9 protein-coding genes and 1 pseudogene are annotated in these 13,882 nt (G+C 60.0%); 5 read left to right on the top strand and 5 right to left on the bottom strand.

What is annotated here, in order from left to right; genetic code table 11:
- Positions 1 to 446: 446 nt before the first annotated feature.
- From ACA073_RS13905 to ACA073_RS13890, 4 genes and pseudogenes are all read left to right on the top strand, one after another.
- Positions 447 to 554: pseudogene (locus ACA073_RS13905) on the top strand (transporter substrate-binding domain-containing protein); the annotation flags it as partial.
- Between the two features lie 70 nt (positions 555 to 624).
- Complete coding sequence (locus tag ACA073_RS13900; RefSeq protein ID WP_007898265.1) at positions 625 to 1,014, top strand: RidA family protein; 390 nt, start codon at positions 625 to 627, stop codon at positions 1,012 to 1,014.
- Between the two features lie 149 nt (positions 1,015 to 1,163).
- Positions 1,164 to 1,928: an IclR family transcriptional regulator gene (locus tag ACA073_RS13895; RefSeq protein WP_497396918.1), complete on the top strand. Its 765-nt coding sequence runs from the start codon at positions 1,164 to 1,166 to the stop codon at positions 1,926 to 1,928.
- A gap of 39 nt (positions 1,929 to 1,967) precedes the next feature.
- Positions 1,968 to 3,185 carry an amino acid deaminase gene (locus ACA073_RS13890; protein WP_497396916.1) on the top strand — a complete coding sequence of 406 codons (1,218 nt, stop codon included), beginning with the start codon at positions 1,968 to 1,970 and terminating at the stop codon, positions 3,183 to 3,185.
- A 106-nt stretch (positions 3,186 to 3,291) separates the two neighbouring features.
- Here the strand turns inward: ACA073_RS13890 and ACA073_RS13885 are convergent, their stop codons facing one another.
- Both ACA073_RS13885 and ACA073_RS13880 read right to left on the bottom strand, forming a co-directional pair.
- Positions 3,292 to 3,567: a peptidylprolyl isomerase gene (locus ACA073_RS13885; protein ID WP_007898282.1), complete on the bottom strand. Its 276-nt coding sequence runs from the start codon at positions 3,565 to 3,567 to the stop codon at positions 3,292 to 3,294.
- A gap of 98 nt (positions 3,568 to 3,665) precedes the next feature.
- Positions 3,666 to 6,200: a PAS domain-containing hybrid sensor histidine kinase/response regulator gene (locus ACA073_RS13880; RefSeq protein ID WP_497396914.1), complete on the bottom strand. Its 2,535-nt coding sequence runs from the start codon at positions 6,198 to 6,200 to the stop codon at positions 3,666 to 3,668.
- A 121-nt stretch (positions 6,201 to 6,321) separates the two neighbouring features.
- On the opposite strand from ACA073_RS13880, the gene ACA073_RS13875 reads away from it, so the two are divergent.
- Positions 6,322 to 7,431, top strand: coding sequence for a PilT/PilU family type 4a pilus ATPase (locus tag ACA073_RS13875; RefSeq protein ID WP_497396912.1), 1,110 nt, complete (start codon positions 6,322 to 6,324; stop codon positions 7,429 to 7,431).
- 410 nt (positions 7,432 to 7,841) lie between these two features.
- Here the strand turns inward: ACA073_RS13875 and ACA073_RS13870 are convergent, their stop codons facing one another.
- Genes ACA073_RS13870 through mexE form a run of 3 tightly spaced genes read right to left on the bottom strand, consistent with a single transcriptional unit; the run spans position 7,842 to position 13,708 of the window.
- Complete coding sequence (locus ACA073_RS13870) at positions 7,842 to 9,263, bottom strand: efflux transporter outer membrane subunit (RefSeq protein ID WP_497396910.1); 1,422 nt, start codon at positions 9,261 to 9,263, stop codon at positions 7,842 to 7,844.
- Positions 9,260 to 12,439, bottom strand: coding sequence for an efflux RND transporter permease subunit (locus ACA073_RS13865; protein ID WP_497396908.1), 3,180 nt, complete (start codon positions 12,437 to 12,439; stop codon positions 9,260 to 9,262). Before ACA073_RS13865 ends, ACA073_RS13870 begins: the two co-directional genes overlap by 4 nt.
- 15 nt (positions 12,440 to 12,454) lie before the next feature.
- Complete coding sequence (gene mexE / locus ACA073_RS13860) at positions 12,455 to 13,708, bottom strand: multidrug efflux RND transporter periplasmic adaptor subunit MexE (protein WP_497396906.1); 1,254 nt, start codon at positions 13,706 to 13,708, stop codon at positions 12,455 to 12,457.
- Between the last annotated feature and the right edge of the window lie 174 nt (positions 13,709 to 13,882).

The raw sequence follows: 13,882 nt of genomic DNA, 5'->3' as shown, positions 1-13,882 counted from the left end.
TGAAAGCAGCCGAATCGGGGCTTGTCCAATTCGCTTTGATGCTTGGTTGAAGTCGATCAAGTGCAACGGTTGCCCGTCGATAGTGATTGACGAAGGCGATTGCAAGAACGTCCATTTTGATTGCTGAAATTTTGAAATTCCCTACGCTAGCTCGGCCATGCACCATTATGTTGCAGGACGCCCCTGACAGGAAACACAGAAATGCGGAAGCCAATAACGTACCGATTGTGAACCTGATACCCGCGCCCGTTGCCAACGGTAGCGCTATTCCATCCGTTCCTTCCGTAACACCCTCAGCGCAGTAATGCGCACCCCTCTGATTCAAAACACTTTTCAATTTCCCCTGCATTCGCCTTACAACCTGTGGCACACTTTCGGCTTGCTATTCCGTTGTTACACACATCGCTCCGTTATAGCGGAATTGTCATTGGCCTGGAGTGCTTGCCATGCATCGCCGGCCTTCCTTTTTTAAAGCGCGTGTTTTTCTCTTTGCGGCTTCGGCTGCTGCCGTGGGTGTGGCCCAGGCGCCGTGGCATTTCCAGGGAGCGGATGGGGCGTTTCTCAAGAACACGCGGTTCTGATTTTTTTCAAAAGAGTTTCACTTATCAAACAGGAGAAACACTCATGAGCATTACTCGTTACGGCACCGGCAGCACCGCCGGTGGCGGTCAGCCCCGTCCTTTCGCCCGCGCCGTTGAAGCCGATGGCTGGCTGCACGTGTCCGGGCAAGTGCCGGCGCTGGATGGCGAAATCATTGTGGGTGGCATCGTCGAGCAGACTCACCAGACCATGAAGAACCTGATCGCCATTCTCGAAGAGGCCGGTTATGGCCTGGAAGATGTGGTGCGCACTGGCGTGTGGCTGGAAGACCCGCGGGATTTCTGGAGTTTCAACAAGGTGTTTTCCGAGTACTTCAAAAGCGAACATGCTCCGGCGCGGGCCTGTGTGCAGGCGAACATGATGGTTGATTGCAAGGTCGAGATCGACTGCATCGCGTACAAGAAAAAGGCCTGAGATTTGCGGTGAATTCTTCGCGAGCAAGCCCGCTCCCACAGGGGGGAACGCATTCCAATGTGGGAGCGGGCTTGCTCGCGAAGGCGGCCTAAGAGTCAGCACGGCACTCTGGTTAAACTCCCCGGCAAATTTGATTGGGAACCACTGAAATGACCGAAGACACCATCAAGCGCCGGGCTCGCGGTCTGGACCGGGCGTTCGATATCCTCGATTTCCTCAAGGAGATCGGCCAGCCCCTGCGTCCGAATGAAATCGCCAGCGGCATCGGCAGCCCCAAATCCACGGTCTACGAACTGGTGGCCTCGCTGCTGGAACGGCGGATTCTCGAGCCCGTGGGCAAGGAAGGTCACGTCTACCTCGGCCGTCAGCTTTACTTCCTCGGCCAAGCGCACTTGCGCCATTTCGACCTCACCCGCGAGGCCGATCATGCCTTGCAGGAAATCGTCAGCCAGACCCGCGAAACCGCGCAGATGTGCCTGCTCAACGGGCGCAAATACACCGTCGCCCTGATGAAAGAGGGCGAGCGGCATTTTCGCATTTCCTCGGACATCGGCGAGAACGCACCGATTCCCTGGACCGCCTCCGGACGCCTGCTGCTGGCGCACCTGAGCGACCAGGCAATCATCGACCTGATCGACCACGATGACTTCATCCTGCCCAACGGCGAACGCCTGCCGCTGGAGCAGTTTCTTGGTGAAATCCGTCAGGCCGGTATCGACGGTTTTTTCTCCTTCGATAGCGTCGCCGACACCTTTACCCATTGCTTCGCCGCCCCGGTCAAAGACCCGAACGGCATTGCCATTGCGACCCTGTGCATCGTCGCTCCACGGGCCGATGCCAAAAACAATTACAACGACTATCGCCGGGTGCTGATCGACAGCGCCAACAGCCTCGCCCGGCGTATCAACGAATAACAGCGGCTGCCTGCGGCCGCGTATGTGAGGAGTTCGACCATGTCTACAGCCCAAAATACTGCCGCCGTGGAAAAGGGCTTTGCCCAGACCGGTGCCAATCTGGTGCGCGACGTCAGCCTGCCGGCGCTGGTGCTGCACCGCGAAGCGTTGGAGCACAACATTCGCTGGATGCAGACGTTCGTCAGCAACAGCGGCGCCGAACTCGCGCCTCACGGCAAAACCAGCATGACCCCGGCGCTGTTCCGCCGCCAACTGGACGCTGGCGCCTGGGGCATCACCCTGGCCAGCGCCACGCAAACCCGCGCGGCATACGCCCATGGCGTGCGTCGGGTGCTGATGGCCAACCAATTGGTGGGTACGCCGAACATGGCGCTGATCGCCGATCTGCTGGCGGACCCGACGTTCGATTTCCATTGCATGGTCGATCACCCGGACAACGTCGCTGACCTCGGTGCTTACTTCGCTTCGCGCGGTGTGCGCTTGAACGTGATGATCGAGTACGGCGTGGTCGGCGGTCGCTGCGGTTGCCGCACCGAAGAGGAAGTGCTCGCACTGGCCAAGGCCATCAACGCCCAACCGGCATTGGCGCTGACGGGCATCGAAGGCTACGAAGGCGTGATCCATGGTGATCATGCCGTCACCGGTATCCGTGAATTTGCGGCGTCGTTGGTGTGTCTGGCGGTGCAGTTGCAGGACAGCGGCGCGTTCGCCATCGCCAAGCCGATCATCACCGCGTCGGGTTCGGCCTGGTACGACCTGATCGCCGAATCCTTTGAAGCACAGAACGCCGGCGGGCGTTTCCTCAGCGTGTTGCGCCCCGGCAGTTACGTGGCGCACGACCATGGCATCTATAAAGATGCGCAATGCTGCGTACTCGACCGCCGCAGCGATTTGCACGAAGGCCTGCGCCCGGCGCTGGAAGTCTGGGCACACGTGCAATCATTGCCGGAGCCGGGGTTTGCGGTGATTGCGCTGGGCAAACGCGATGTGGCCTACGACGCCGGTCTGCCGGTGCCGTTGTTGCGTTACAAGGCCGGTGTGGTGCCGGCGACGGGCGACGACGTCAGCGCCTGCAAGGTGACGGCGGTGATGGACCAGCATGCGTTCATGACGGTGGCGCCGGGGGTTGAGTTGCGGGTGGGCGACATCATTTCGTTCGGGACTTCGCACCCGTGCCTGACATTCGACAAGTGGCGGACCGGGTGTCTGGTGGATGAGCAGTTGAATGTCGTTGAAACCATGGAAACCTGTTTCTAAGGCTTGAGACCGAGGTGCGGCCTTCGCGAGCGAGCCCGCTCCCACAGGAAAACGCATTCCAATGTGGGAGCGGGCTTGCTCGCGAAGGGGCCCTCAAACCACCCCCTCAATCCCGATAAAACACCTGCACCAGGTGATAGCCGAACTTGCTTTTGATCGGTCCATGTACCACCCGCAGTGGTTTCTTGAAAATCACCGCATCGATCACCCCGACCATCTGCCCCGGCCGCACCTCACCGAGATCACCGCCGCGCTTGCCGGACGGGCAGGTGGAGTATTTCTTGGCCAGCACATCGAAGGCTTCGCCCTTGGCGATGCGTTGTTTGAGCTGCTCGGCTTCTTCCGAGGTTTTCACCAGAATATGGCGGGCTTGAGCTTTCATTGGGGCAAGTACCTTGCAACGGTGGTGGCTATGTGGGGGCGATCGGCGCGCGCGATTATGCCTTAACTCGCTGAAAAGATCGCAGCCTGCGGCAGCTCCTACGGTTGGCCGATCATCGTGCGAATCTTGTTGGCCAGCAGATCAATGGAAAACGGTTTGGTCACCATGTCCATGCCTTCCTCGAGGAACCCCTGGCGTTCGGCGGCTTTTTCCGCGTAACCGGTCATGAACAGCACCTTGAGTTTCGGTCGGTGCTGACGCGCGATTTCGGCCAGTTGCCGACCGTTCATGCCCGGCAGCCCGACATCGGTCACGAGCAGATCAACGCGCAAGTCGGACTCCAGCAAGGGCAGGGCGGTCTTCGCATCTTCGGCGTCATGGGCGTGGTAACCCAGCTCATTCAGCAAATCGAGGACCAGCATGCGCACGGCCGGATCGTCTTCCACCAACATCACGGTTTCACCGGCAATCGCCGCTGGTGCTTCGCTATTGAAGGGCATCAGCGTGTTCTCCGGCTCCGGGAAATGCAGGCGCGGCAGGTAAAGGCGAACGCAGGTGCCTTGGCCTGGAAGGCTGTCGAGTTTGACGTGTCCACCTGACTGCTGGGCAAAACCATAAATCATCGACAGGCCCAGACCCGTGCCCTGGCCGATAGGTTTGGTGGTGAAGAACGGGTCGAAGGCCTTGGCCAGCACCGACGGGGTCATGCCGGTGCCGTTGTCGCTGACGGCAATCATCACGTAGTCCCCGGCCTTGACCGATTCCAGAGGGATGATGTCTTTGCTGTCGAGATACACGTTGGCGGTTTCGATCAGTAACTCGCCGCCATCGGGCATGGCATCGCGGGCGTTGATTACCAGATTGAGCAACGCGTTTTCCAGTTGGCTGACGTCGGTGCTGACCGGCCAGACTTCATCGGCCAGTTGCAGTTTCAGCGCGATGTGATCGCCCTTGGTGCGGCTGAGCAGGTCTTCCAGGGAATGAATCAGCTCGTTGGCATTCAGCGTCTTGCGATCCAGCGACTGGCGCCGGGAGAAGGCCAGCAGGCGATGGGTCAGGGCGGCCGCGCGGTTGGCGGACGAGATGGCCGCTTCGGTGAAACGGCCGATCTCGGCGGTGCGCCCGTCGGCGATGTAGCGCTGCATCAGGTCGAGGCTGCCGATGATTCCGGTGAGCATGTTGTTGAAATCATGGGCGATGCCGCCGGTGAGCTGACCGACCGCTTCCATTTTCTGCGCATGGCGCAAGGCATCTTCGGCACGCTCGCGCTCGAACATTTCGTTTTGCAGGCGCTCGTTGGCTTCGGCCAACTGTTGGGTGCGGGCGACCACCCGTTCCTCAAGGGTTTCGTTGAGGTTGCGCAAGGCTTCTTCGGTCTGTTTGCGCTCGGTTTCGTCGATCACGAAGATGTAGAAACCGTTCACCGCACCGTCCGGCCCGTGGCGGGGCAGGTAATTCATCAAGGCCTGACGGGTGCTGCCATCACGATGCGGCGTGCTGATGCTGAAGCAGCAGGTTCTGCCCGCCAGTGCTTCGGTGATGTATTCGGCGCGCAAGGCGTAGGCCTCTTCGCCCAGCACCTCACGAATGGTCCGACCGTAAAGTTCCTGGGGCGTCAGGCCGTACCAATCCAGGTACGCGGCGTTGTTCAGGCGAAAGCGTTGCTCGCTGTCGACGTAACTGATCAGGATCGGCATGGCGTTGATGATCAATTGCAGCTCGGTCTGGCTCTGGCGCAAGGCCTGTTCGGTATGTTTGCGTTCGGTCAGGTCCAGGGCGGCGCCGAGAAAACGGATGGGCCGGCCATGATGGTCCTTGTAGCAACGGCCCCGGGCAAACACCCAGCGCAGCTGACCATCGGGTTGCAGCAGGCGATATTCCTCGGCGTATTCGGTGCCGTGGGTGATGCAATGCTTGATGCTGCGGGTGACCATCGAGCGGTCTTCCGGGTGCACTGCCTTGAGGTAGTCGCTGATCGGCAGTTGGCTGGCGAGGAGGGGGTCAATGCCGTGCAAATGGGCGAAGTGCGCGTCGGCGATGAAGCGGTCTTCGCTGATGTCCCAGTCCCAGGTGCCGACGGCGTCGGTGGCGGCCAGCGCCAATTGCAGGCGTTCCTCCGTTTCGCGCTGAGCCTTCAGACTGGCGGCCGAACGCTGTTCAAGTTCGAGGGCAATGCGTCGGCGTTCGTTGGTTTCGATGGCGGTGACCAGAATCCCGGCGACCTCGGCGCTTTCATCGCGGATCGGACTGTAGGTCAAATCCAGCCAGAAGTCGGAATCATCATCGTTGTGTTGCAGGGTGAAGCGCTGTTCGCTGTAGGTCCGCACCTGGCCCTGTAGGACGGCGCTGTAAATCGGGTCGGTAAAGACTTTGAGTTCTGGCCAGATCTGGTGTGTCGGTTGTCCGAAAGCGTGCGGATGCTTGCGGCCGGCCAGCAGGGCGAAGCCGTCGTTGTAGATCTGCGTGAGTTCCGGACCCCACAGCAACAGCATCGGCATCGGTGAATGAATGACGATGTCCACCGCCGTACGCAGGCTCTGCGGCCAGGCACTGGCGGCACCCAGCGGGGTGCGCGTCCAGTCCAGTCTGGCAATCAAGGCCTGGGCATCGTTGCCGGTCAATGATGTGTTCATCAAGGTGTCCTGCACGTCAGTCCGTGTGGCTGGCGTCTACTATCCTTGGGCGGTAGACGCTGTATGACCGGTTTTTCGGGGTCATTTCTGTTCATTGAATGCTTCGCGGGTGCTTTTTGCCATGGAAATCGATGCACTGTTGAAGATCCTGGCCAGCCAGGAAGGTTCCGATCTGTACCTGTCCACCGGCGCGGCGCCCTGCGCACGGTTTGATGGTGTGCTCAAACCCTTGACCGAGCGGCCGTTCAAACCGGGGGAAATCACGGCGATTGCCATGTCCATCATGGACGCCGAGCAGCGGCTGGAGTTCGATCGGGAGCTGGAGATGAACCTGGCGATCTCTTTGACGGGTGTCGGGCGTTTTCGGGTCAACATTTTCAAGCAGCGCAACGATGTGTCGATCGTGGTGCGTAATGTCAAACTCGACATTCCGCGTTTCGAAGACCTCCAGTTGCCCGCCGTGTTGCTGGAATCGGTCATGCTCAAACAAGGACTGATCCTTTTCGTTGGCGCCACCGACTCGGGCAAGTCTACTTCACTGGCCGCACTGATCGATTATCGAAACCGCCACAGCAGCGGCCACATCATCACCATCGAGGACCCGGTCGAATACATTCATCGGCACAAGAAATCGATCATCAATCAGCGCGAGGTCGGCGTGGACACCCGCAGTTTTCATGCGGCGTTGAAGAACACGCTGCGCCAGGCGCCGGATGTGGTGCTGATCGGCGAGATCCGCGACCGCGAAACCATGGAGCACGCGCTGGCATTCGCCGATACCGGGCACCTGGTGATTTCCACCTTGCATGCCAACAACGCCAATCAGGCGCTGGACCGCATCATCAACTTCTTCCCGGAAGAACGACGGGCGCAGCTGCTGCATAACCTGGGCAACAATCTGAAAGCGTTCGTTTCCCAACGGCTTGTGCGTACCCGTGATGGGCAACGAAGGGCGGCGGTGGAAGTGATGCTCGGTACGCCGACTATCGGTGACCTGATCCGGCGTAACGAATTTGATGAGCTCAAAGGGATCATGGAGAAGTCCGGCGAGCAGGGCATGCAGACGTTCGATGGCGCGCTGTTCGCATTGGTTGAAGAAGGTGCGATCGATGAAGAAGAGGCGCTGAAGCATGCGGACTCGGTGAACAATTTGCGCCTGCGGCTCAAGTTGCACGCCGAAGCATCACCCGGGCCCCAATCGCCACCGGGTGACTGGGGATTGATGGATTAACCCAACATCCCCTGTGGGAGCGGGCTTGCTCGCGAAGGCGGTATGTCAGGCAACATTGATGTCGACTGAAACACCGCCTTCGCGAGCAAGCCCGCTCCCACAGGGGCGGTGGTGGATTCGGAAATTGTGCAAACAAAAAAGCCCCGCGACCTGCGGGCGGGGACGACAGCTACGGTTACCGTCCAGGAATCCGCACATCTGAAAAACAACACTGAACCAATGTGGGAGTGGGCTTGCTCGCGAAGGCGGTGGGTCAGATGACATGTGTATTGACTGACACACCGCCTTCGCGAGCAAGCCCGCTCCCACATTGGATTGGCGGTGGATTCACGTGCGCAAAAAAAAGCCCCGCGACCGAATGAGGCGCGGGGCAAAAAAACGGGTTGGTTGCGGCCAACCAAAGGAGTCTGTTACTTGCTGGCGACCGTCTCTGGTTGCCAGCCGCCACCAAGGGCCTTGTAGATCGCGACAATGCCCCGATACAGATCGACTTCGGCCTGGGCCTGGGTGTCTTCCGCTGCCAGACGTTCGCGCTGGGCATCGAGCAGGACGAGAAAGTCAGACGAGCCTTCGCGGTAGCGAATTTCCGCCAGGTCGGCGGCTGCGCGGCTTGACTCACTCTGACGAATCAGCGAAATGAGGCGTTGCTGGCGTTTGCCGTAATCGCTGAAGGCGTTTTCCGATTCTTCCAGGGCCAGTAGCACTTGCTGCTCATAGGTCGCCAGTGCGCCTTCGGCATCTGCGTCGGCACCGCGCAAGCGGGCTCGAACACTGCCCAGGTCAAACGCTGCCCAGGTGATGCTTGGGCCCAGCGCCCAGGCGTTGGCCGCCGAGGAACCAATCTGCGAACCGCGCCCGGCGGTAAAGCCGAGGAAGCCACTGAGGCTGACCCGTGGAAACAGATCCGCCTTGGCCACACCGATACGCGCCGTGGCCGAAGCCAGTTTGCGTTCGGCGCTGAGAATGTCCGGACGGCGCTGCAGCAGTTCACCCGGATCACCGATCGGCAGCGCCTTGGCAATCGCTGGCAAATCTTTCGGGCTCAGGTCCACTGTCAGCTTGTCCGGACGTTCACCCAGCAGGGTGGCGATACGGTTTTTCTGCCGAACCTGTTCAGCCTGCAACTGCGGCACGCTGGCTTCGACGGCCGCCAGGCGTGCATCGGCGCGGACCACATCGAGCTGATCGCCGACACCGGCATCACGCAGGCTTTCGGTGATCTTGCGCGATTCCTGCTGGTTGTTCAGGTTGGCCAGGGCAATCTTTTCCCGCAGTTGCGCACCGCGCAGCTGACCGTAGGCGTCCACCAGTTCGGCAATCATGGTGACTTGCAGCTGGTACAGATCGGCTTCGGCCGCTTGCTGTTCAGCGTCGCTGGATTCCAGGTTGCGCTGGATACGACCAAACAAGTCCAGTTCCCAGGCCATGTCCAGACCCAGATCATAGCGTTCGCTATTGACCCGTTTGGTGGTCTCGCCCGGAATCTGACCTTTACCCAGATCGCTGCTGACGCGGCTGGTGATGGTCGGCATGGCATCATTGCTGGCGTCATCACGAATCGCCCGGGCCGCTTTCCAGCGAGCGAAGGCGACGCGCAAATCGCGGTTACCTTGCAGGGATTGCGTCACCAACTGGTTGAGGGTCGGGTCTTCAAACTGCTGCCACCAGATGCCTTCGAAACGTGAGCGGTCGAAGTTTTTCTGACCGGCAGCGCCATCGGTGGCGGTGGTGATGTTGGCCGGTTCGGTGGCCGGGGTTTTGTAGTCCGGGCCTACTGCGCAAGCGCTCAGGGCCAGTACCAGCAGGCTCGGCAGGAAGGCTTTCAGGCTCATTGTTGCGCCTCCAGTTTCAGGGCCTTGGCCGCTTTGCGCTTCTCGCCGCGCTCCACGAAATTACGAATCAACACGTAGAACACTGGCGTCAGCAACAGACCGAAGAAGGTCACCCCGAGCATCCCGGAGAACACCGCCACACCCATGGCATGACGCATTTCGGCACCGGCACCGCTGGAGAACACCAGTGGCACCACACCCATGATGAACGCGAAGGAGGTCATCAGGATCGGCCGCAGACGCAGGCGGCAAGCTTCGAGCACCGCTGCCAGCGGGTTCATGCCTTCTTCCTGTTTATCCTTGGCAAACTCGACGATCAGAATCGCGTTCTTGCACGCAAGTCCCACCAGTACGATCAAGCCGATCTGGGTGAAGATGTTGTTGTCGCCTCCCGAAGCAATCACGCCGGTGATGGCCGACAGCAGCGTCATCGGTACGATCAGGATCACCGCCAGTGGCAGGCTCCAGCTTTCGTACTGCGCCGCGAGTACCAGGAACGCCAGCAATACGCAGAGCGGGAACACGAACAGCGCGGTGTTGCCGGACAGAATCTGCTGGTAGGTCAGGTCGGTCCATTCGTAGGTCATGCCGTTCGGCAGTTCTTCCTTGAGCAGTTTCTCGATGGCCGCCTGAGCCTGGCCGGAGCTGAAGCCTGGGGCTGCCGCGCCGTTGATTTCAGCAGTGATGAAGCCGTTGTAGTGCATCACGCGGTCCGGGCCCGAGGTGTCGCTGACCTTGATAAAGGTCGCCAACGGGATCATCTCGCCTTTGTTGTTACGCACTTTCAGCTGACCGATCTGGTCGGGTTCGAGGCGGAATTGCTGTTCAGCCTGAACGTTGACCTGATAGGTGCGACCGAAGCGGTTGAAGTCGTTGGCATACAGCGAGCCCAGGTAGATCTGCAGGGTGTCGAAGATGTCGCTGACGGCCACGCCGTGGGTCTTGGCTTTCTCCCGGTCGATGGCGGCATCGACCTGCGGCACGTTCACGGTGTAGCTGGTGAACAGCGCGGCCAGTTCCGGCACGTTGTGGCTCTTGGTGATGATGTTCATGGTTTCTTTGTACAGCTCGTCGTAGCCCAGGTTGCCCCGGTCTTCGATCTGCAGGCGGAAACCACCGATGGTGCCCAGGCCTTGTACCGGCGGCGGCGGGAAGATCGCCATGTAGGCTTCCTGAATCCCGGCGAACTGGCCGTTCAAGGCACCGGCAATCGCACCGGCAGACATGCTCGGGTCTTTACGCTGGTCGAACGGTTTCAGGGTCACGAACACGATGCCGGCGTTCGGGCTGTTGGTGAACCCGTTGATCGACAGGCCAGGGAAGGCCACCGCACTTTCCACGCCCGGCTGTTTCAGCGCCAGGTCGGACATGCGTTTGATCACGTCTTCGGTGCGGTCCAGGCTCGAAGCGTCCGGCAGTTGCGCGAAGGCCACCAGGTACTGTTTGTCCTGGCCAGGTACGAAACCGGTCGGGGTGCTGGAGAAACCGAAGAACGTCAGCACCATCAGGCCTGCGTACAACAACAGAGCGATACCGCTGCTGCGGATAACCCGGCCGACCGTGCCGACATACGTATGGCTGGCCTTGTCAAAGAAGCGGTTGAACGGACGGAACAACCAGCCGCCAAAGATCTTGTCCAGCACCTTGGAGAAACGGTCCTTCGGCGCGTCATGGCTTTTGAGCAACACAGCGGCCAGTGCGGGCGACAGGGTCAGCGAGTTGAAGGCCGAGATCACCGTCGAGATCGCAATGGTCAGGGCGAACTGCTTGTAGAACTGCCCGGTCAACCCGGAGATGAACGCCGCCGGGATAAACACCGCACACAGCACCAGCGCCGTGGCGATGATCGGGCCGGTCACTTCACGCATGGCGCGCTTGGTCGCTTCGACCGGGGTCAGCCCGAGTCCGATGTTTCGCTCGACGTTTTCCACCACCACGATGGCGTCGTCCACCACGATACCGATGGCCAATACCAATCCGAACAGCGACAAGGCGTTCAGCGAGAAGCCGAACAGGTGCATCACCGCAAACGTACCGATCAGCGAAACCGGCACCGCCACCAACGGAATGATCGAGGCACGCCAGGTTTGCAGGAACAGGATCACTACCAAAACAACGAGAATGAGCGCTTCGAACAGGGTGTGAACCACCGCCTCGATGGAACCGCGCACGAAGATCGTCGGGTCATAGACGATGCTGAAGTCCATGCCTTCCGGGAAGCTCTTCTTCAGCTCCGCCATCTTGTCGCGCACTTCGTTGGAGATTTCGATCGCGTTGGAACCCGGACGCTGGAAGATCGGAATCGCCACCGCCGGCTGGTTGTTCAGCAAGGAACGCAGGGCGTATTGGCTGGAACCCAGTTCAATGCGAGCAATGTCTTTGAGTCGGGTGATTTCACCATTTTCGCCGGAGCGGATGATGATGTTTTCGAACTCTTCTTCAGAAACAAGACGACCTTGGGTGTTGACCGACAATTGGAACGCAGTGGCATTCGGCGCGGGTGGTGCACCCAAGGCACCGGCAGCGACCTGACGGTTTTGTTCACGAATCGCGGTGACCACATCGGTCGCGGTCAGATTGCGCGAAGCGGTCTTGTTCGGGTCGAGCCACACCCGTAGCGAGTAGTCGCCCATACCGAACAGTTGCACATCACCGACACCGCCCAGTCGCGCCAGCTCATCTTTGATGTTGAGCAGGGCGTAGTTGGACAGGTACAGCATGTCGTAGCGTTTGTCCGGCGAGGTCAAGTGCACAACCATGGTCAGGTCGGGCGACGCCTTGTCCACGGTGATACCGATGCGCGTCACTTCTTCTGGAAGCTTCGGTTCGGTCCGGGTTACGCGGTTCTGCACCTGCACCTGTGCGTTGTCCAGGTCAGTGCCCAGCGCGAAGGTGATGGTCAGGGTGATCTTGCCGTCAGCGGTAGATTGCGAGGACATGTACAGCATGTTCTCGACGCCAGTGATGGCTTGCTCCAGTGGAGCGGCCACGGTTTCACCGATGACTTTTGGGTTGGCGCCCGGGAAGTTGGCACGGACCACAACGGTCGGCGGCACGACTTCCGGGTATTCGCTGATCGGCAACTGGAACAGCGAGATGGCGCCGGCGATCAGGATCAGCAGCGACAGCACCGCTGCGAAGATCGGCCGTGAAATGAAGAATTGGGAAAAATTCATCGGAGTTGTTGTCCCTTAACCGCGTGGAGTCGCAGCAGCCAGTTTCACAACCGAACCCGGTGCGACCTTGGCAGGCGCGACTTGGGGCAGGTTGCTGGCTTCCAGCGCTTGTCGTTGTTGTGCGAGTGCCGCGAGGGTTTGCTCGCTGGCCATCGGGATCACTTCAGGGGTGACTGGCGAACCGGGACGTACCCGTTGCAGGCCCTTGACGATGATCGTGTCGTCCTTGTTCAGGCCGTTGCGCACGATGCGCAGACCTTCGATTTTCGGACCCAGCTCGACCGCGCGGTACGCAGTCTTGTTGTCCGCATCCATCACCAGCACGAACTTTTTACCGAGGTCTGTGCCGACGGCTTCGTCGTTGATCAGCACGGCGGAGTAGGTGCCGCTGCCGACCAGTTTCAGGCGGGCATACAGGCCTGGGGTGTAGGTGCCGTCGGTGTTGTCGAACACCGCGCGACCACGGATGGTGCCGGTTTTCGGGTTGACCTGGTTGTCGACGAAGTTCATCACGCCCTGGTGCGGGTTGCCGTCTTCGTTGGACAGACCGAGGTACACCGGGGTGGTGGCGCCGCGTTTGCCCTGGCGAGCGAGCTGGGTGTACTTGAGGAACACACGCTCGTCGGCGTCGAAGTAGGCGTAGACCTTGTCGGTGGAGACCACGCTGGTCAGCGCGGTAGTATCGGCGGTCACCAGGTTGCCGGCGGTGATTTCCGCACGGCTGACGCGGCCGCTGATTGGCGCGGTGACGCGGGTGAAACTCAGGTTCAGTTTTGCCAGGTCCAGTTGCGCTTGAAGGGCACCAACGGCGGCGCGGGCTTCTTGCGCGGCGCTGGTGCGCGAATCGGCCAGTTCAGCGGAAATCGCGTTGCTGGTGCGCAGACGTTCACCGCGCTGGGCTTCATTTTCGCTGCGGGTGGCATTGGCGCGGGATTGGGCAACCAGTGCTTCGAGGCGGCGGACCTCAGCCTGGAAAGGGCGTGGGTCGATCTGGAACAGCAGGTCACCTTTCTTGACCAGCGCGCCTTCAGTGAAGGCAACGTCATCGATCTGGCCGGAGACCCGTGGACGTATTTCTACCGTTTCCGGCGCTTCAAGGCGCCCGGTGAATTCGTCCCACTCGTTGACCGGTTGTTCCAGCACCTTGGCGACACTGACTTTCGCCGCAGGCAGGGTCGCAGCAGACTCCGGAGCCTTGCCGCAAGCGCTCATCACCAGCACGGCCAACATGGCCAAGGGGAAGCGCAAATGTTTGAGTGACTGTTCCATGGATGCATCCGCCAATGTATTGAGATGGGCGGATGATGCTCGGCGGGGTGGTATCGCACGAATCGAATGAAGCGAAGGTAACTATCATTCGGAATGATATAAGTTCAAAGCGAGCCCTCTAGCATGCACCTCAGGTTAGAAAGCGATCAATGTGTTTGATGGCAATTCTGTGTT

Source organism: Pseudomonas sp. LBUM1670, assembly GCF_059695695.1.
The sequence above is the reverse complement of the archived record's forward strand: the minus strand, read 5'-3'. Positions and strand labels throughout refer to the sequence as shown.